Genomic DNA, 19,110 nt, shown 5'->3' with positions numbered 1-19,110 from the left:
GGACTCAGCCGAACACGAACCAGAAGAACGCCACCGTCGCCTTCTTGCCCGCCGCGTCCATCACGGTCACCGTGACCTGCCTGCTGTCCGCCCGAATCGGCGTTCCCGAGATCACTCCGGTCGCCGCGTCGAGGGACAGGCCGGGGGCCAGTGCCGTCGACGTCCACCGGTAGCCGCCGGCGCCGCCGGTGGCCTGCAGCGGCAGGTGCACCGCCTGGCCGACCCGGCTGTTCTGCGTCCCGGGGTCGGCCAGCATCAGATCGGCGTTCTGGCCGCCGGTGACGGTCAGGCTGTAGTGCGTCGTCTGCGTCGACTTCGCGCTCTCGCCGGAGATCGTGACGTCGTACGTCCCGGCCGGGGTGCTCGCGCTCGTCGAGATCGTGAGCGTCGAGTGGCCGCCGGGGTCCACGCTCGCCGGGCTGAACGCCGCCGTCGCACCCGCGGGCAGGCCCGACGCCGTCAGGCCGATCGCGCCGGACGGCGGCGGGGTGTCGCCGCCGGGCAGGTGCGGGGCGATGTCGGCGGCGTAGGTCGACACCCGGGCGTAGACCGCGTACCAGTCGCACGAGGTCGACATCCACGAGAACACGCCCACGACCGCGTTGCCCACCAGGTACGGCCCGCCGCTGTCACCGACGCACGCGCCGGCGTGGTGGTCGGCGTACCCGGTGCACAGCATCGCCGGTGTCTTGTACTGCTCCTGGCCCTGCGGGTCGGTGTACCGGCCCGTGCAGGCGCTGTCGGCCGCGACCGGGACGTCGGCCTGGCGCAGGACGGTGCTGTAGGTGTTCGCGCCCGTTTCGCCCCAGCCGAGGGAAATGCCTGGCGTTCCGGCCGCCTCCAGGCCCGGGTCGGTGTTGAGCTTCGGGTAGGTGATCCCGGCCGGGACCGGCATGTCCTTGTCGAGGGTGACGACCGCGATGTCGGCGCCGGCACTCCAGCCGGTGTAACCCGGATGCACCCACTGAGCCGCGATTTCCGCGGTGGTGCCTGTGTTCTGCGTCAGGTCGTCGGCGCCGTAGACGAACCACTTGTGCCCGGATTTCTCGAGCAGGCAGTGCGCGGCCAGCAGGACGGTGTGCGGCCCGAAGAGCGTGGCCGTGCAGGACTGCCGGCCCGGGAACGCCGAGCCCTCGCGCCGCATCGAGATGATGAACGGGTGCGCGGCCGTGGTCGTCGGCGAGCCACCGACGACGCCGGGCGAGGCGGCCGGGGAAGCCGTGGCGGTCGCGTTCACGGTGGTGCTCACCGAGCTGCCCGCGGCCACGCTGCCCGAGGACGGCGAGGCGGACAGGCTGAAGTCGCCGGGCGGAGGCGGCGGGGTGTCACCGCCACCGGTCAGCTTCGCGCCCAGCGCGTCGGCCTTCGGCGACCCCCAGCCGGTGCACAGGTCGTAGCCGGTGCCCGCGTTGTAGGTGCCGTTGCCGCCGGCGGTGACGTCGTGGAACGTCGAGGCGTAGTCGGCCGAGCCGGCGATCTTGTAGATGGTGGGGTTCAGCTGCCCGAGCCGGGACTTCCCGCCGCCGAGCGACTTCTGGTTCAGCATCGCCACGTACCCGGCCCACAGCGGTGAGGACAGGCTGGTGCCGCCGACGTCGAGCCAGCCGCCGTTCAGGTACACCGACAGCGCGCCGGCGCCGTAGTCGGCCAGCAGCGAGACGTCCGGCACTGAGCGGTACTGGTTCGTGCCCGGCTGCCAGTCCGGCCGCGCGTAGATCTTCGAGTAGCCGCCGCCGGAGCGGGTGTTGCCGCTGCCGCCCTGGTTCCAGCACGCCTCCGACTGCCAGGTGCCCGCGCTGTCGGACGTCCGCAGCTGCGTGCCGCCGACCCCGGTGAACAGCGGGTCGCTCGCCGGGTAGTCGGCCTGGATCGTCTTGTTGTCGCCCTGGTAGCCGCAGCCGGTGCCGCCCCAGTCGCCGGACGCCGAGAGCATCGTGACGCCCTGGGCGGCGAGCTGCGTGTAGGAGTCGTGCGAGGCCGCGATCGGGTCGGACTCGCAGACCTCGCCGTTGAGCCACGACCCGGACAGGACGGTGATCCGGTTGTCCGAGGCGATCTTCGCCATCTCGTGCACCCACGCCTGGTCGGAGTTCGGCGCCGAGTAGACGATCTGCTTGGCCTTGGGCGCGGTGGCCGCCACGGCCTGGACGTCGAGGGTGACTTCCAGCTGGTCGCTGCCGGGGTTCGGCACGCCGCCGTCGACCTTCACGACCTCCGGCGTGACGGCGGGCTGCTTGAAGTACTGCGTCCAGGCGTCGATGTCGGCCTGCTTGAACGTGTCGAACTCGATCAGCCCGACCGTCTCGCCCGAGCCGTCGTACGAGCCGGACAGCCCGGTCATGCTGTAGGCGGTGCGCAGCTGCGCCGGTGTGTACCCGCCGCCCGGCCCGGCCGGGCCCGCGGGGGCGGCCGCCCGGTGCGCGGCCGGCCGGTTCGTCAGGCCGGTGACCCCGCGCACGACGCCGGCGAGGTCCGCCGGCAGCGCGGCGGGCTTGGTGGCGTTGAAGAAGCGCTCGCCGGTGACCGACCGGAAGCCGGACAGCGACGTCGTGAAGGCGCTTTCCACGGCGGCCGGGGCGCCGGACGCGGTGACGACCTGCCGGTTGCCGGTGACGTCGCCGACCCGCAACCCCTTGCCGGACAAGTACTTCCGGACCTGGTCCACCGCGCCCGCGGTGGGCCCGAACCGCTCGGTGTACTCCGCGGCGCTCAGGTAGTGGTGGTACAGCGGGGATCGCGGGTCGGCCGTGGCGGCGACGTACCGTTCGGCGCCCACCGCGTCACGCGGCTTCAGGGCGACGGACACGGTGAGCCGGCCCGGCAGGGCGGAGCCGTCTGCGGTGGCGCCGGCCGGGACGGCGGGCGCCGTACCCACCGGCACCAACGGGGGCGGTGCGGCTGTCGCCGGTGGCGCGGTGAGGGCCGCCGTCGCCAGGAAGGCGGCCACGAGCAGGGAAGGATTCGGCATGTGCAGCTCCGGGGGTGAGAGGGAATACCGCGTCACCGACGGTAGGAACGGCAGCCCGGATTTCCCCAGCCGCTGTGGAAACCGCGCCACAGCGGCGAAAAACCCGCTGGCAGGCCGCCCGCGTCCACAGAATTGCCCGCGGCGGCTACCAGGTCCAGCTGGTGCCGACGATCCCGGCGCGCGCGTCACGGGCGGCCAGCGTCACCGCGTGGCCCGGGCTCAGCGGCAGCCGTTCCACCTGACGGCGCGGTGCGGCGAGGTCGCGCTGGGCGAACCGGTGCACGGCCGCCGGGGCGTGCGGGCCGAACCGCACCTGGCAGGTGTACAACGGCGTCGGCCGGGTGAGCCGGCGGTGGTACCCGTGCACCGGAAGCCCGTCGGGGAACAGCAGCTCGTACTCGACGACGACCACGTCGCCGGCGGCGAGCACCCGGTCGAAGACGAGCTCGCCGACGAGCAGACCGCCGGCCGCGTCCGCCCGGACCCGGCCCAGCCGGCAGCACTGCCCGGCGACCATGCGCGGGGACCCCCGGGACAGGTCCTCGGTCTGGTAATAGGTCAGCATCCGGGTGACCCCGGCGACGGCGGCCTCGGCGACCAGCCTCACGCGCAGCAGGCGTTCCTGCCGCGCGTCGACCACCAGTTCGTCGTGCACCGACCAGAACCGCACCTGGTCCTCGGGTGGTGGCAGCAGATCCAGGGCCACCGGCCGCGCCGACGGCCACAACCGGCGCCGCTCCAGCAGCGGCGCCCGCCGCTCCCGCGGGAGGCGCCGCAGGTCCGCGCCGAGCAACCCGGTCAGCCGGCCCGGCGGCAGGCCCAGCACCTGTTCGAGCTCGAAGACGGCGCGCAGCGACGCCTCGCGCTCCGGCTTCGACCGGCCGGTGCGCCAGTACGCGAGGGCGCTGCGCGACACCTTGACCCCGCGCGCGGCCAGGTGTTCGCGGACGCGGTCGAGCGTCAGGCCGGCGTCGCTGATGGCGGCGTCGAGCACGCCGGCGAAGGAGTCGTCGTCGGGCACCCCATCACCTTCACCCGTCCCGCGCCCGGGGACCAGTGCCGTTCGTCGGGAGGCGCGGACCAGGACTTTCGTCGGTTCCGGAACCGGGGCCCGGTGATCATGCTGGACGGGTGACCGGGTCCGCTCCCGGGTCGTTCGCGGTGGTGCTGGACGCCGCGATCGGCGAATCCGGGCTGTCGCTCGATCGGCTCCAGCACCACCTGGCCGCCCGCGGCGTGCGGCTCTCGCGCTCGGCGCTGTCGTACTGGCGGCGCGGCCGGTCGCGGCCGGAACGCGAGCAGTCGATGCTCGCCGTCCCGCACCTGGAGGCCGTGCTGGGGCTCGAGGCGGGGACGCTGACTTCGCGGCTCGGGCCCCGGGCGCCCCGCGGACGCTGGCTCGGGGAGCCCGCCTGCCGCATCGAACGGCGGCGGCTGTGGCCGCAGCTGCGCGCCCTCTCCGGCGAGCTGAAACCGCCGCCGGACGGGCAGTTGTCGTTCTGGTCGATCCACGACCGGATGATCCTCGACGAGCACGGGTGCGAACGATCGCTGCAGGTCCGGATGGTCGCCGAAGCCGCCGTCGACGGCGTCGACCGGCTGATGACCTACTACCAGTCGGACGCGCCGCTGACCGGCGACCCGTGCTACGGCCGCGTCCGCTGCGCGCGGGCGGGCCGGGTCTGCGTGGACCGGGCGACCGGCATGGTCGCCGGCGAGCTGCGTCTCGACCGCCCGCTCGCGCTGGGGGAGGTGATGGTGGTGGAGTTCGAGATCCGGCTGCCGCCGGGGTCACGGCCGGACCACTACCACCGGCGCTTCACCCGGCCCGTCCCGGAATACGTCTGCCAGGTGCACTTCGGCCCGCGGGTGCCGCGCAGCGTCCGCTCGTACGAGCAGCGGGGGCTGGGCGGCCCGGAGCACCCCGGCCGGCCACTGCCGGTCGGCGCCACGCACGTGGCGACGCTCGCGCTGCGCGACGTCCGGCCGGGCATCCGCGGCGCCGGCTGGGAGTGGTGACGCAATGCCGTGGACGCTCCCGGTCCGGCCTTGACTCTCAAGCGAGTCGAGATCGCATAGTGGCGCTATGAACGAGCTTTACCCCATCGGGGATGTCGCCCGCCGCACCGGGCTGAGCGTGAGCGCGATCAGGTTCTACGCCGACGAGGGTGTCGTCACGCCCACCGGTGTCACCGCGGGCGGCTTCCGGCAGTACGACGTGCACGCCATCGCCCGGCTCGAGCTCGTGCGCACCCTGCGCGACCTCGGCGCCGGGCTCGACGACATCCGCGGGGTGCTGGCCGCGGAGAGCAGCCTGCAGGACCTGGCCGTCCGGCACCTGCGGCTGGTCGAGGACCAGCTGCAGCAGTTCCGCGCGCGCCGCGCGGTGCTGCGGACCATCGTGCGGCAGCACACCACGACCGAGCAGGTGAGCTTGATGCACAAGCTCGTGTCGATGTCCGACGACGACCGCGACCGGCTCATCAGCCGGTTCTGGGACTTCGTGACCGACGGCTTGGACGTCCATCCCAGCTATGTGGAACGGCTGCGCAGCCGGCGGCCGCACCTGCCGGAAGAGCCGTCCACCGAGCAGCTCGAAGCGTGGATCGAACTCGCCGAGATCGTGCAGGACGACGAGTTCCGCACGGCGCTGCGGGCGTTCTTCCACCGCGCCTTCGGCACCGAGCAGGGCAAGCTGATGGCCACACCGGAGATGTGGGCCCGCGTCGAGCAACAGCGGGCGCTCTACCTGGAGGCGCAGGCCGCGCAGCAGGCGGGCGTACCGGCGGATTCCCCGCAGGCCAGGGACATCGCCGAGCGGATGGCGGCCGACTCGGCCGGTCTCGTCGCCGCCATGACCGGGGCGCACGACGTCGAGAAGGCCCGGCGCACGATGGCCGGCTTCGACCGGACCAAGTCCGCCGAGACGCGCGCCAAGCTGACCGGGATGAACCTGATGGCCAGGTACACCACCCTGGTGGCGACGATCAACGGCACGCCTCAGCCGGACCCGGACCGGACGGCGGCGGTCCAGGAATGGATGGCGGCCGCGCTGCGTCAGGAGACCACCTGAGAAACCGCCGGGTGCCTGGTCATTCCGGAGCGAGGGAGATCCGCGACGCCCGGTCCCGGACGTCGGCGTCGGGATGGTCGCGCAACGCCGACACCAGCTCGCGCCACGGACCCGGCCAGCCGGCCCGGGGACCGGCCTGACTCGCGATACTCGCCGCCAGGGAAGCCTCCACGGCGTCGGCAGCCAGGGCCTGAGCGGTGCCCAGCAGCTCCGGCCGCCCCGGGTCGTGGCCGGCCAGCCAGGTCGCCAGCCGGTCCGCCGCCTGCCAGGCCAGCGCCGGGCGGTCGGCGAGCGCGGCGACCCGGCGCAGCGCCGTCAGCATGGGGCCGCGGCGGGGGAGGGCGGCGATCGCCAGCGTCAGCGCGTCCGTCCGGTGTGCCGGGCTGTCCGCCAGCGTGGCCGCCAGCCGCTCCGCCGCGTCGCGCATGGTCGCGCCGGTGCCGTCCACGCGGGGCGCGAACCGGGTGACGACGTAGCGCAGGCGTTGCCGCGCCGGCTGGTCACGGCCCGCCAGGACGACGTCGTCCTGCTCGATGAGCGTCGTGACCATCGCGTGCAACGCCGCCGGATCGCCGGTGCCGGTGCACGCCATCAGCACCGCCTCGACCGCCGAATGCCACGTCGCAGTGGTGGTCAGGTCACCGATCCGGGCGACCAGCGCGGCGGCCCCCTCGCGGTCCCAGGCGCTCCACGCCGGCCAGGCGGTCAGGCCGATCTGCGCGAGGTCGGGGGCGGCGCCGGTCGCCACGCTCCGCACCAAAGCGCCGTAGCGCGCGCGGTACCGCTCGGCGATGGTCGCCGGGGCGGCTTCGGTCACCGCCCTGGCCACCTCGGCCATGGTGGTCGCTTCGGTGAGCCACTGCCACGCGCGTTCGTCGTCGAGCAGCCGCCGCGCGGCCGAGACGATCGCGCGGCGGAGGTCGCGGTGCAGGTCCGGGTCCGCCCACAGGGCGGTCAGCTCGCCGGCGGCGTCCGGCACGCGGTGCTCGGCGAGCAGCCGGATCGCCTCCTTGCGCGCCGTCACCTTCTTGCCCGCCAGCACCGGGCGGAGCGCGGCGGCCAGCTCGGCCGGCGGGATGGCGCGGGCGGCCCGGCCGGCCGCGTACACCGCGACCCGGGCGCGTTCGGTGTCGGCGTAGCCGAGCAACGTGCCCAGCGTGTCGCCGGGCCGGTCGGTCCACGCCAGCCCGGCGAGGGCGGCCTCGACCACGGCGACCTCGCCGTCCTGGAGGAACGGCCGCACCTCGTCCGCGCCGGCGCCGGGCAGGCCGGCCAGGCGCCGCACGGCCGACACCCGCTCCCAGACCGGCTTGCGGGGCGCGGTGGCGAGGTCGGCCAGCAGCTCGGCGTACCGGGCGACCTGCCGCGGCAGCCAGTTCCGCAACGACCCGCCGAACGTCGGCACCAGCCGGACGCCGCGGGTGGCGAACCGGCCGTGCGGCGGCCGGTCCAGCACGCGGTCGAGCAGGTCGGTCCGGCGCCCGCTGACCGCGTTCGCCACGGCGGTCACCGTGATCGTGGACGAATCGCGGCCCAGCACCGTCTCGACGCGTTCGTCCCGGGTCGCGGGCGGGGCCAGCCACAGCTCGATGGCCCACTGCACCGTGCTGTCGTCGGCCGCGCGGGTCGCTTCGCCCACGGCAGCCTGCAGTCCGGGCATCGCCCACGCGCGCCGGTGCAGGCCCGCGGCCAGGGCCAGCACCAGGTCGTGGCGGCCGGCGCGGGCGTCGGCGGCGATGCGCGGCTGCAGCGCGGACCACACGGCGTGCTCGGCACCGCGGGGCAGGTCCCGGTCGAGCCGGTCCTGAGCGAGGGTGCGGGCGTGCCCACCGGACAGCTGCAGGATCTGCAGCCCGCCCTCGACCAGCTCGGGCCGCGAAGTGCGGGTGCCCTGCCGGACGAGCGTGACGGCCACCGTGCCCACCGCCTGGCGAGTGTCCCACGACGCGTCCCTGGCCTGGACGGCGTCGGTGCCCAGCTTGACCATTGTGGACGGATCGGCCGAGCGCAGCAGCCAGCCCGGGATCGCGGCGAGGGCCGCAAGTGCGGCGTGGCGGACCGGGTCCTGCTCGTTGGGCAGCCGGGTCAGCGACGTCAGCACCCGGGCGACGACGCCGGGGTCCCGGGTCGCGGCCGCCGCGCCGAGCAGCAGCGCGTAGCCGGTGGCGCGCTCCCCGGCGGCCGGCCGGGCTGTCGCGGCGCGCAGGTGGGGCTCGGCTTCGGCCCACGGCAACCGGGCGGTCACCTCCAGCCGCAGTGCAGGCTGGTCGGCCACCGGGCGGGTGGCGAGCAGCCGGCGGGCTTCCTCGTGCCGCGCCCGCCACGGCAGGACGTCGAGCAGCGCGGCCGGCAGCCCCGCCTGCCGGAGCGTCCGTTCGCCCAGCGCTCCACTCAGGACAGTCGCGCGCCGGGCGGGCGGGAGCCCGCGCACCAGCGCCGTCAACCGCGGCACGTCGGCCATCAGGGTGCGCGCGAGCGACGTCAGGGATTCGTCCGAGGCCCGCCGCAGCGCGCGCTCGGTGCTCCGGCCCGGCCGGAACCGGATGCGCCGGGCGGAATCGGCGATGACGGCGACGACCCGGTCCGGATCGGCCGCGATCGCCGTGGCCAGCCAGCGATCCGCGCCGGCAGGCAACCCGGTCGGCGGCCCCGAGCGCACCAGCAGGTCGACGACCTGGCCGGCGTCGTGCTCGACCAGGTGCCCCAGCGCCGGGCCGAACCGCGTCCACACGGCCCTGCGGCCGGTACCGGCGGCGCCGGTCAGCCGGCGGCGCAGGTCCGCGAGGACGACGGCGGGGTGCCGGCGCGCCAGCGCGGCGAGGTTGGGCACGGCGAAGTCCAGCTCCGGCAGCAGGGCCGTCACCGTGGCGGCTTCGCAAGCCGCGAGCACCGCGGCGGCCTCGTGGTCACCGAAGCGGGCGCGCACCCGGGGCAGCAGGGTCTCGGCCCACTCGGCGGCTCCGGTCGCGCGCACCGCGCGGTAGAGCGTGTGCCGCCAGGCGGCCGGCGCGGTCGGCAGCGTCGCGGTGACGACGTCGAAGTGCAGGCCGCGGCCGGCGCAGTGGCGCATGGCCAGACCGGCGACCCGGGGATCGGCCGCGACGAGGCAGCGGCGCAGGTGCGTGTCGTCGCCCGCGATGACGGCCATGGTCGCGGCCCAGGCGCGCGGAAGCCCCGGGACCGCGTCCAGTTCCGCGAGCAGAGCGGTCAGCTCCGGCGAACCGGCCAGCGCGCGTGCGGTGTCGGCGAGAACCCGCCGCCGGGCCGGCGCGGCCAGCGGATCGATCCGGGCCAGCAGGGCGCGCATGTCCATTCCGGCGATTGTTCCCGATCATGGCGCCGCGACCAACGCATTTGCGTTTCCGCGCCGGGTCAGAGGGCCGGCTTGCCCGGCTGGTAGAGCCAGGTGTGGAAGAACGAGCCGAGGTCGCGGCCGGTCAGCCGTTCGACGAACTGGATGAACTGCTGCGTCGAGACGTTGCCGTACCGGTGGGTGGCCGGCCACCGCGTGAGCACGTCGAAGAAGGCGCGGTCGCCGATCTTCGTGCGCAGCGCCTGCAGCGTCATGGCGCCGCGGTTGTAGACCAGGTCGTCGAAGATGTGGTCACGGCCGGGGTCGGCGACTTCGCCGCTCCAGTCCTTCTCGTCGGCGTACGTCTTCGCGAAGGTCTGCTGCACGGGGACGTTGTTGAACTTCTCCTGGTAGAGCCACTCCGAGTAGGTGGCGAAGCCTTCGTTGAGCCAGATGTCGGACCAGTGCACGGGAGTGAGGCTGTCGCCGAACCACTGGTGGCCGAGTTCGTGGGCGAGCAGGTCGCCGTCGACGTCGCTGTCGGTCTGGTCGTAGACCGGCCGGCTCTGGGTCTCGAGGGCGTAGTGGACGCCGACGTCGGCGAGGATGCCGCCGGTCGAGTCGAACGGGTACGGCCCGTACACCGAGGATTCCCACTGGATGACCTGCGCCGTGGTCCGGTTGAAGACCTGGCCCTGACCGGGCTTGGTGTCGATGGACTTGCCGATGGCGGTGATGTTCGGCAGGCCGTCGGCGGTGACACCGCGGGTGACGTCGTAGCGGCCGATCGCGAGCATGCTCAGCTCGCTGGCCATCGGCCGGTTCATGGACCAGCGGAAGGTGGTCCGGTGGTCGCGCGTGGTGGTGGGCCCGGGTTCGCCGTTGGCGAGCACGGTGAGCCCGGCCGGCACGGTGATGGTCTGGGTGTAGGTCGCCTTGTCGTCGGGGGTGTCGTTGACGGGGAAGTAGGTGGCGGCCCCGATCGGCTGGTTGAGCGCGACGGCGCCGTCCTTGGTGGCCACCCAGCCGGAGAGCCCCAGCGCGGGATCGTCGATCTTCTGCGGAACACCGGCGTAGCTCACCGAGACGACGAACGGGCTGCCCTTCCGCAACCCGTAAGGAGGGGTGATCACCAGCTCCTGTGCCCCGCTGCGGCTGAAGGCGGCGTCGAGTCCGTTCACCGAGAGCTTGCTGATGGTCAGCGGCCCCTGGAAGTCCAGGTCGAAGCGGGAGAGATTCTGAGTGGCGGTGGCGAGGATCGTCGTGGTCGCGTCGATGGCCTGCGTGCCGGGATCGAACGCCAGCCGGATGTCGTAGTGGCCGACGTCGTAGCCACCGTTGCCCATGTCCGGGAAGTACGGATCCCCGGCACCGGCCGCACCGGGCGAGAACATCGGTGCGGCTTCCGCGGCCGGGCTCGCTGCGGCCATCAGCGCAGCGGACAGGGCACCGGAGATGATCAGCAGGTGGCTTCGGCTGCGGTTCGCGCCTCGCATCGGTCCTCCTCGGCGGTCGACGCTGAAGAGTAGGTCGGACCGGACACGCGGATCAACCCTGGTGGGGGGCCTCGACATCCGGTTCGGGCGGTTCCTGGCCGGTTGTCGCGTATCGCTGTTGCCAGGCGTACCTGGTCGCGAAGTCGGTCCGGATGTCGCCCATGAGGGTGTCCAACTCGGCCGGTCCGACGGTTTCGCCGGTCCGCAGGTCACGTGCGCGCCCGTCGGGCAGCCAGACCGCGGCGGGACGGCCGTCGGGCTCCAGCCCGTAGTTGTGGATCCGGGCTGCAGTCTCCACTTCACCTGCGCGGAAGTACGCCCCGATCAACGGATACAGACGTCCGCCGGTTGCGCCGCCCGGGCGGGTGAGCGAAATGTGGGTGAGATATTCGATGGCACTTTCCGGTCCGTGGGCTATCTCGATCAGCTCGGCGTAAGTGTTTATTCCGAGCCCGTGATAATCGTCGTCGGCGCAGCCGGCTGCACGGTCGAGGTCGCCGGTTGCCGCGATCGCCATCGCTTGCTGCATCACGTGGTCGACGCCGAACCTGGCCGTGAAGGAGTCGATTCTCCCGGTGATCGCGAGGAAGACACCGGCCTCGGCGATTGCCTCATCGAGCGCTTCCGGCCCGGTTGAGCTGAGCAGGTCCTCGTACAGCCGGTCCGCCTTCGGTGCGCAGTCGATGTCGCACAGCAACACCGCCAAGCGAAGGCGCGCGTCTTGCCGGTGGTCGGCTGAGAAGATGGAGGTTCGTGGTGGCACGATGTAGGCCTCCAGCAGCCGCACTGCCTCGTCGCTCTCCCCTTGGTGGAGAAGGAGATCGACTGTGTCCATGACGACCGGCAACGCGCCGGGACTTCGATGAGGGTTGGCCTCGGCGAGGTCGCAGAGCCAGCGAACCAGGTCCGGCAGCCGATCGGCCCGGACGAAGATGCCGGCGAGCTCGCGGTTGGGTAGCTCGCCGCCGTGTCGGAGCTCCCCTTGCAGCAGGCGGATTGCTTCGTCGGATCGGTTCATGTCACCGAGCAGTTCCGCGAGGCTGCGGCTGGTCGTGGGTGTCGCATCGACTTCGTGCACGTCGGACAACCAGGCCAGCGCGGCTGCCGGCTCCCGACGCCGGAGTAAAACCCTGGGCGGGCTGTGCGCGACCCACGCCTCGGACAGGGAAGTGTTGCGGTACCGGCTGTCGGTTTGCAGCATCCCGACGTCCTCGGACCGGAGAAAGGAGGCCGACTCCGCGACCCGGCCGGCTTCGGCCAGCAGGCTGGCTGCGCGGGACCGATGGCTCCGCATGTGAACCGGGGCCAGCCGTTCATCCATCGCTTCTTCGGATGCGGCCTTCCGTATTGCCCGGATCGCATACTTCGCTGCGCGAGCCTGTCGTCCCTTCGATTCGGCCTTGAGGGATCGATGCCATATCGTGCTGCTGTCATGACGGACCGGCCAGAACAGAAGGAAAGAGATGCACAGGATGATTGCCAGCAAGTACAACTTGGCCAGCATGAAACTGTAGAGAACGACTATGGTTGCATAATATTTGATGGCAATGGTGGACCGCCCATACCAATCCCATGACGGCGACTTCGGATCATCGACCCGGCGCTGGGACAAACACGCTGCGATCTTTTCTTTGGCGTAGTCGTTGAGCCCTCGCCTCCGCCCGTCCGCGTGCCGGATCCAGAACACGGAAGCAAGGCGGTACAGGCCGGCCCGGACGGCATAGGACGCAAGACGGTTGCGGTCCCATTCGTTGGTGACATGCCGGTCGAGGGCGTCCCAGAGGGCGGTTTTGATCCGGTCTGCCCGCAGGTTCCCGGCGTTGTGGGCGAGGTAGTCGGCGAGCAAGTACGCGTCATCCGACAGGGGAAGCAGCGCGCCGGTCGGTTGACCACGCTGGACATTGCGCAGCGCCTCGGCGAGGGCGTGCGCCGACCATTGGTGTACGTCCTCCGCCGCAAGATAGCTCCGTGTGGCCGCATTGAACACGCTGAACGGCAACGCTGTGTTCGCGCCGGCACGGTAGGCGTCGATAGCGACGTCGAGCACAGCGCGCTCGACGCCATGGGCCGCCCGGTACCTGTCCTCCAGGAAGACGCCGCCGGCCAGATACTGTGTGAGGCGGCCACGTTCACCCACTCTCGTCATGGCTTCCCGAACCCGAGGATCCGCCTCCTGAGCCACGTTGAGCAGAACGGGATCTGCCGTGGCGAAGTCGTCGCTGACCGCAATGCCCCGTGCCGGCGTCAGCAAGTGGTACAGGTGTGAGCCCGTTTTTTCCCGATACTCGTTCCAGGTCGCCTTCCACATGCTGACCAGCACGACGAGCGTGTTGGGATGCTCCGGTGAACCGGGCCGCAGCAGTTCCCGCAACGCGGCGGCAGCCGCGTCACCCAGCGGGTCATCGAAGAACGTCCGTGCGTCGTCCAGCCACATCACAGTGTGCGCCGCGATTCGCCGACGCGTGACCGCAGCGACCAGGGCGTCCGCGTCACGTGGCTGAAAAACCCGCCAGCCGGGCAGAACTGCGCGGACCGCCTCATACGCGGCCCTGGACTTCCCCGAGCAGGACAGCCCGTAGAGGACGACCAGTTCCGGAACGCCTGCGGCGGCGTGGCCGAGCCGATCGCGCAGGAGCGCGTCGTGCGGCCGTGGGAGATAGTGCGGCAAGTCGCTGGATGTCTGTTCGGCTTGCTCCGTGCGGATGGCGGCGTGCACGCCGAGATCTTCGACCGGCCGCAGGTCGGTGAACGGCAGCCCGACCGGTCCGGCGTCCTGTTCCTGTGCCGTCTCGTGCAGGTGGACATCGCCGATGACCGCGTTCGCCTGGAACACGGTGCCGTAGTTCGTCCCGGACATGCTGTTGAACTCGGTGGACTTCGTCCCGTGGGTGAACGCGACCAGGTGGTCGTACAGGTCACGCCATCGGTCCAGGTCGGCCGTAGAGGTGAGATCTACGCGCTCGCCGTTGTGTGACATGCAGGCCCCCACGAACGCCGCGACAGCCTCCCATCGAGGCACATGGGTGAACGAGCCGACGACCAGAGCCCGGGCGGTGTTCTCGTCCAGCGCCGCACCGGCCGTTTCGGCGAGGACCCGAAAAGACGGTTGCCCGACTGTCACCCACAGTTGGCTGGCTTGGTCAACAAATCTGTCCCGAGGATCCAAATCACCGGCTCCGGATCATGTCTCGCTTACCAGAAACAGCTTGAAGCGTTCATCAGGTGATTTTGGCCCAATGGATCCCCTCTGTCATCTCGGGTTGATAGATGCAGAATAGAGCCTGGAAGTTGTGACAAAGTAACGGTCAAGGCCTGCGGTTGCGAGTTTCTTCGCCGGCCGGCCAGTGACCGGTTGGACCGTTCTCTCGCGTGCGGGTCGATGTTTGCCGGCCATCGCGGTGAAGGGCACATGTGGACCGGACCCGGAGCGGCAAGAGCCACGCGTGGACGGGTGCGACTGGAGCTCCGCTCCATCCGGGAGGGGCAGCACCCGGCAAGCCGGGCATCGAAGACGAGTCGCGAGACGAAGGAACCCCTCCGACCTGCCGAAGAGGCGTGGTCGAAGGGGTTCCTTCGAGAGAGTGGAGCTAAAGGGACTCGAACCCCTGACCCCCTCACTGCCAGTGAGGTGGGCATGACCTCCTGACCTGCGGTTTTGGTAAATCCGCAGGTCGGCTGGGGCAGTTTGGGGCAGTGGGGTGCGCTTCGGCGCCGTTCGCCGCAGTCCTGAGAGGGGGGTTGCCCCAGCTGTGCCCCAGTAAAATCAGTGAGAGAATCGCCGACCCGTGTCGGATGTCCTGCACCGGACTCGCCATAACCCAAGACGTTTCCGGCTCGGCGAGACCGAGGACGGCCTGTTGCCCGCCCAGCGCGGCTGAACACAAGACATGACTCCGGCGATCGTGCTCACGCTGAGAGCTTCTGTGCGACAAGCGTGGCCAGGCCGCCGCGCAGTGCCTGGTGCGGACGGCATTGTGGAGGAGGAAGTGAGGGCTCTGTGCGCCCCAGGTCTTCGGTCTCGTCAACCGAAGTCAGCGGTGGTGGGCAAGCCGTGCTGGACTGGGGCTGTGTCCTTGACCGAGCTCGACCGGGTCGGCGCCCGGATCGTTTCCTGTGTCCGCTGTCCTCGCCTGGTGGCCTGGCGAACTGATGTCGCGGCCCAGGCGCCCGGCCGCTATTCCGGGCAGGCGTACTGGGCCCGGCCCGTCCCGGGTTTCGGGGACCCGGCGGCCAGGATCTTCGTGCTCGGGCTGGCGACGGCCGCGCACGGGGGAAACCGCACCGGACGAGCCTTCACCGGCAACCCCACGGCGAGTCTGCTGGTGCGGGCCCTGCACCGGGCGGGGCTCGCCGACCGGCCGGTGTCCGACCACGCCGGTGACGGGCTGCGGCTGCACCGGACGTGGCTGGCCTCGGCCGTCCGCTGCGCCCCACCGGCCAACCGGCCGACGCCGGCCGAGCGCGACAACTGCCTGCCGTACCTCTCGGCCGAAGTGGCTGCCCTCGACGATCTGCGCGTGCTCGTCTGCCTCGGTGGGTTCGCCTGGCGGGCCGCGCTGCACTGGGCGGGGGTTCGGCCGAAGCCGGCGTTCGCCCACGGCGGCGAACACCGGCTGGGCAGCGGCCTGGTGCTGCTGGGCAGCTACCACCCGAGTCCGCGCAACGTGCACACCGGCCTGCTCACCGAGCCGATGCTCGACGAAGTGTTCGCGCAGGCGCGCGGGCTCGCCGGCTTGGCCTGAGCCCCGCTGCCCGCTTTCGCTCCCCGCCTGGCCACACGATCCTGGGTAGCCCGTCAAAGGCCTTGCCGAGCGCGTCCGGCCGCGCTGGTCGGCGTCCTCATGCCGGCCGGGTGGTCCCGGTCCGCCGCCGTCCCGGTGACGCCGTTCTCGGGGAGGCGACGGTAACCGCGGGCGCCGCGTGATCGATGCGTCGCCACCGGCGGCCACCGGAAGTCTTGGCGGCGGCGTGGACGTCGCCGAATCGGGTACAGGCCACCAGGAAGACCTTGAGGAGGCGGGTATGACCGAAGACCAGCACAGCCAGGAGACCGCGGAGCGGCACCCGAGCCCGGAGGAGCAGCAGGGCCATGAGCAGCCGCACCCCGGCTCGGGTGAGGCCATGGACCCGGCGCCGGACCACGGCGAGGAGTCCTACCGCGGCAGCGGCCGGCTGGAGGGGCGCCGGGCGGTGATCACCGGTGGTGACTCCGGGATCGGCCGGGCGGTGGCGATCGCGTTCGCCCGGGAGGGCGCGGATCTGGTGCTGTCGTACCTGGACGAGGAGCAGGACGACGCCGAGCGCACGGCGGAGCTGGTGCGCGAGGCGGGTCGGCGGGTGGTGCTGGTGCCCGGGGACATCCGCGACGAGCAGCACTGCACGCATGTCATCGACACGGCGGTTGCCGAACTTGGCGGCATCGACGTGCTGGTGAACAACGCCGCCTACCAGATGGCACAGGAAGGAGGACTGCTCGCGATCTCCGCCGAGCAGTTCGACCGGGTGCTGAAGACCAACCTGTATGCGATGTTCTGGCTCTGCAAGGCGGCCGTGCCGCACATGCCCCGGGGGTCGGCGATCATCAACACCTCGTCGATCCAGGCGTCCCAGCCGTCGCCCGAGCTGCTGGACTACGCCACGACCAAGGGGGGAATCGTGACCTTCACCAAAGGGCTGGCCCAGGACCTGGCGGACAAGGGGATCCGGGTGAACTCCGTGGCGCCGGGTCCGGTGTGGACGCCGCTGATCCCGGCCACCATGCCGAAGGAGAAGGTGGACTCCTTCGGCGAGCAGACGCCGATGGGACGCGCCGGGCAACCGGCCGAGCTGGCCCCGGCGTTCGTGTTCTTCGCCTCGCCGGAGTCCAGCTACGTCACCGGCGAGGTCCTGGGCGTCACGGGCGGCCAACCGCTGACCTGACCGGGTTCCGGGGTAGAAGAACCGCTTCCGCTCAGCGAAGGGTGGGGGAGACCTGCGAGCGGAAGCGGTGGCTTGAAGGGCCGGTACGGGGGTCGCCTCTCGGCGGGTGCGCGACCCGGCGCCGGGGTGAACCGGTGTTCCGGGAGGGCGGAAGGGGTGAGGCCCGGGGACTCCGCCGTACCGACACCCGTTACAACGGCCGCCGCGGCACGGTGTTCCCGGCCGCCGACCGCGACGGGCGTGACGTGCATCGCTCACAGATCCCGGCGGTGTTCGACGAGCCAGGCGGTGACCTGGTGCAGTTTCATGTTGCCGTGCCGGAAGGCGCCGACGAGGATCCGGAACGGCCGGTTCGAGGCCGCTAACCTCCGCGCCTGGACCGGTGCGCCCGGCGGTCCTGCCGGCAGGACGTGCAGACCATGACCCGGCCGGACGTCCTTCCGGCGAAGTCGATTCCGACGGCGCCGGGGTGTCAGGCACCCGGAATCGCGGCCGTCGGTGGAGGGGACAAGGGGATTTCGCGCAGGGCGTCGGCGAGGATCGGGTAGATCCCGGCGTGGGTGTCGATGCCGAAGATCCGCAGTGGGCGAAGGACCGAGCGGGCCGCGGAGACGATCTCGATCCGGCGGTGCTCGGCGCAGGCTCGGTTCACGGCACCCTCGAGCGCACGCACCCCGGCCGAGCCGAAGAAAGGTCACCCGGGACAAGTCCAGTACGAGGCAGGCCGGCCAATCCTGTCACAGCGCCCGCTGCAGCAGCCGGACGGAACCGGTGTCGATTTCTCCGGCGGCGGTGATGATCGCCAGATCGTGCCGCCACGGGATGTGCCGTACGGTCAGGATCGTTTCGGCGTACTGGCGAGGGGATTTCCGCCTCGTTGCGGTCGGTGGAGATACGGAAGTCGAAAGTGGTGAAGGCATGGCTGGGTGCTCCCGAATCTTCGGGGCGAAGCGTCGGTGCGGCCACCGAGAAGAGACGAGCGCAACAAGGGGGGGTCCGGCACCTCGCCGTGACATCTGTCGCCGGACGAGGATGGTACGCAGCTAGCAGGCTCAACCACGCTCTCCATCACTCTAGCCGCTTTTTCGTTTTTTGTCGCGGCCGGCGGTCGCCCGGAAAGATATTCACATGTGCACGGTCATTCCATCGCGCCGAGACAGCGTTTGCCGCGGTTTTTCCTCGCGACAGCGGGTAGGCGGCAGGCAACGGAGGAAGGATTCGCAAACCATGGCTGACAAGGACCCCAAAGAGATCAACCCCGACGCGCCGGTGTCGCCCGGCACGGCGCCCGTGCCGGACTTGGACGTCGACGTGGCGCAGTTCATGCGGGAAGACCCGCCGTCGCCGCGGCCAGGAGCCGCGGCGACGGAGCCGCCGGACTGACTGCTCAGCGGGCCGACGTGCGTGGCCGGAAGTTCTTTTCGCTCTCGACTCCGCCGTCGCAGTCGTGGATGACGTGGCTGACGCGTCGTTTCTTCGCTGCCTGCCGGCCGGCCAGCACGGCGTCCACCCGGTGCGGCGAGGTGTTGGAGGCGCGGACGCCGCCCTCGACCCGGTTCTTCCACTGGCCATCTTCGAAGTAGGTATGTACGTCGCCTTCGGCCATGGGGAGCCCCTTCAACCAGCTTGGTGAGCGCGTGAGCGGGCGGCGTCTTCCCGCGTCGAACCCGGTCGGCGGGCGCCCCTGACAGGGGGCCGTCGCGGCACCATGTTGCCCGAGCGCTCTGATGGCGGTGATCACGACTCGCGAGCTGAGGTTGAACCCGAGGCCACGCCGAGGGCGGACCACGGGGATCCGGCGTCGGTGGTGGCTGCCTGCCTCACCGCATCGTGGGTACCCCGGGCGACCCGATCCAACCGTCGTGGTGGAAGGCGAAGCAGTCGGTCGGCGGGTCTGCCCGCCCGCGCGGCGTTCAGCGCCTCGGAACCGCCCCGCCGCTCACTCCCCCTGGACGAGGTCCCGCTCATCGGCGTCGTCGGCCCACGTGGTGAGCACCGGTCCGATCGCCGAGTCCACGTCGGGATTCGCGGGCATGCCGAGGTGGCTGCTGCCGACCTCGGCGTGGGTGGCGCCGGATCGAGGGAGGACTGCCACCGCACGAGCGCGTCGCGGTGGGAGAACACCGACAAACGCCGGGACGCCGGGGGACAGCGGGGCCGCGTGGAAGACGACGGGGTGGGCGCCCATCGGTCCACCCACCGGAGAGCCCGGCATGATCCGGCCGCGCGCCAGATCGGGGCGGCGGGCCGCGGCCAGCCGAGCGAGACCGCCGCCTCGGCTGCGCCCGAGCAGCACGACGAAGCCGGTGGTAGGGGGCCGGATACGCACGACGGTGCAAGCAACTGTGTCGATTTCGACGGC

The 19,110-nt window shown here is 71.5% G+C and carries 14 protein-coding genes; 6 read left to right on the top strand and 8 right to left on the bottom strand.

What is annotated here, in order from left to right:
• Window positions 1–4: 4 nt before the first annotated feature.
• Together AB0M93_RS25155 and AB0M93_RS25150 are read right to left on the bottom strand one after the other, a co-directional pair.
• Complete coding sequence (locus AB0M93_RS25155) at window positions 5–2,968, bottom strand: trypsin-like serine protease (protein ID WP_364276734.1); 2,964 nt, start codon at window positions 2,966–2,968, stop codon at window positions 5–7.
• A gap of 145 nt (window positions 2,969–3,113) precedes the next feature.
• Window positions 3,114–3,989, bottom strand: coding sequence for an XRE family transcriptional regulator (locus AB0M93_RS25150; RefSeq protein ID WP_364276732.1), 876 nt, complete (start codon window positions 3,987–3,989; stop codon window positions 3,114–3,116).
• Window positions 3,990–4,099: 110 nt separating this feature from the next.
• On the opposite strand from AB0M93_RS25150, the gene AB0M93_RS25145 reads away from it, so the two are divergent.
• Both AB0M93_RS25145 and AB0M93_RS25140 read left to right on the top strand, forming a co-directional pair.
• Window positions 4,100–4,987: an XRE family transcriptional regulator gene (locus AB0M93_RS25145; RefSeq protein ID WP_364276731.1), complete on the top strand. Its 888-nt coding sequence runs from the start codon at window positions 4,100–4,102 to the stop codon at window positions 4,985–4,987.
• Window positions 4,988–5,054: 67 nt separating this feature from the next.
• A complete protein-coding gene (locus AB0M93_RS25140) occupies window positions 5,055–6,041 on the top strand; it encodes a MerR family transcriptional regulator (protein WP_364276729.1) in 987 nt (328 codons plus the stop codon).
• 19 nt (window positions 6,042–6,060) lie between these two features.
• On the opposite strand, the gene AB0M93_RS25135 is transcribed toward AB0M93_RS25140, so the two are convergent.
• The 3 genes from AB0M93_RS25135 to AB0M93_RS25125 are packed head-to-tail and all read right to left on the bottom strand — an operon-like array spanning window position 6,061 to window position 13,950.
• Complete coding sequence (locus tag AB0M93_RS25135) at window positions 6,061–9,354, bottom strand: hypothetical protein (protein ID WP_364276727.1); 3,294 nt, start codon at window positions 9,352–9,354, stop codon at window positions 6,061–6,063.
• 59 nt (window positions 9,355–9,413) lie between these two features.
• On the bottom strand, window positions 9,414–10,829 hold the full coding sequence (locus AB0M93_RS25130) for a M1 family metallopeptidase (RefSeq protein WP_364276725.1): 1,416 nt from the start codon (window positions 10,827–10,829) through the stop codon (window positions 9,414–9,416).
• Window positions 10,830–10,881: 52 nt separating this feature from the next.
• On the bottom strand, window positions 10,882–13,950 hold the full coding sequence (locus AB0M93_RS25125) for a hypothetical protein (protein WP_364276723.1): 3,069 nt from the start codon (window positions 13,948–13,950) through the stop codon (window positions 10,882–10,884).
• Window positions 13,951–14,896: 946 nt separating this feature from the next.
• Between AB0M93_RS25125 and AB0M93_RS25120 the strand changes: the two genes are divergently transcribed.
• The 3 genes from AB0M93_RS25120 to AB0M93_RS25110 all read left to right on the top strand — a co-directional run bounded on the left by AB0M93_RS25120 (window position 14,897) and on the right by AB0M93_RS25110 (window position 17,113).
• Window positions 14,897–15,571, top strand: coding sequence for a uracil-DNA glycosylase (locus AB0M93_RS25120; RefSeq protein ID WP_364276721.1), 675 nt, complete (start codon window positions 14,897–14,899; stop codon window positions 15,569–15,571).
• 280 nt (window positions 15,572–15,851) lie between these two features.
• A complete protein-coding gene (locus tag AB0M93_RS25115; RefSeq protein ID WP_364276719.1) occupies window positions 15,852–16,748 on the top strand; it encodes an SDR family oxidoreductase in 897 nt (298 codons plus the stop codon).
• Window positions 16,749–16,882: 134 nt separating this feature from the next.
• Entirely contained in the window at window positions 16,883–17,113 is a 231-nt protein-coding gene (locus AB0M93_RS25110; RefSeq protein WP_364276717.1) for a hypothetical protein, read from the top strand.
• Window positions 17,114–17,220: 107 nt separating this feature from the next.
• On the opposite strand, the gene AB0M93_RS25105 is transcribed toward AB0M93_RS25110, so the two are convergent.
• Window positions 17,221–17,400 carry a hypothetical protein gene (locus tag AB0M93_RS25105; RefSeq protein WP_364276715.1) on the bottom strand — a complete coding sequence of 60 codons (180 nt, stop codon included), beginning with the start codon at window positions 17,398–17,400 and terminating at the stop codon, window positions 17,221–17,223.
• A 575-nt stretch (window positions 17,401–17,975) separates the two neighbouring features.
• Between AB0M93_RS25105 and AB0M93_RS25100 the strand changes: the two genes are divergently transcribed.
• Window positions 17,976–18,131 carry a hypothetical protein gene (locus tag AB0M93_RS25100; RefSeq protein WP_364276713.1) on the top strand — a complete coding sequence of 52 codons (156 nt, stop codon included), beginning with the start codon at window positions 17,976–17,978 and terminating at the stop codon, window positions 18,129–18,131.
• 4 nt (window positions 18,132–18,135) lie between these two features.
• On the opposite strand, the gene AB0M93_RS25095 is transcribed toward AB0M93_RS25100, so the two are convergent.
• The gene (locus AB0M93_RS25095) at window positions 18,136–18,354 is read right to left on the bottom strand and encodes a DUF2188 domain-containing protein (protein WP_364276711.1); all 219 of its coding nucleotides are present in this window, start codon (window positions 18,352–18,354) and stop codon (window positions 18,136–18,138) included.
• Window positions 18,355–18,687: 333 nt separating this feature from the next.
• Window positions 18,688–19,077: a hypothetical protein gene (locus AB0M93_RS25090; RefSeq protein ID WP_364276709.1), complete on the bottom strand. Its 390-nt coding sequence runs from the start codon at window positions 19,075–19,077 to the stop codon at window positions 18,688–18,690.
• Window positions 19,078–19,110 lie beyond the last annotated feature (33 nt).

The sequence above is a fragment of the Amycolatopsis sp. NPDC051102 genome (assembly GCF_040682815.1).
GTDB lineage: Bacteria > Actinomycetota > Actinomycetes > Mycobacteriales > Pseudonocardiaceae > Amycolatopsis.
Note: the sequence above shows the minus strand (reverse complement) of the source record. Positions and strands in the feature narration are given on the sequence as shown.

Coding starts and splice junctions, on each gene's coding strand:
- AB0M93_RS25095 (WP_364276711.1), bottom strand. CDS start 18,354: ATGGCCGAAGGCGACGTACATACCTACTTCGAAGATGGCCAGTGGAAG.
- AB0M93_RS25140 (WP_364276729.1), top strand. CDS start 5,055: ATGAACGAGCTTTACCCCATCGGGGATGTCGCCCGCCGCACCGGGCTG.
- AB0M93_RS25135 (WP_364276727.1), bottom strand. CDS start 9,354: ATGGACATGCGCGCCCTGCTGGCCCGGATCGATCCGCTGGCCGCGCCG.
- AB0M93_RS25155 (WP_364276734.1), bottom strand. CDS start 2,968: ATGCCGAATCCTTCCCTGCTCGTGGCCGCCTTCCTGGCGACGGCGGCC.
- AB0M93_RS25100 (WP_364276713.1), top strand. CDS start 17,976: ATGGCTGACAAGGACCCCAAAGAGATCAACCCCGACGCGCCGGTGTCG.
- AB0M93_RS25115 (WP_364276719.1), top strand. CDS start 15,852: ATGACCGAAGACCAGCACAGCCAGGAGACCGCGGAGCGGCACCCGAGC.
- AB0M93_RS25130 (WP_364276725.1), bottom strand. CDS start 10,829: ATGCGAGGCGCGAACCGCAGCCGAAGCCACCTGCTGATCATCTCCGGT.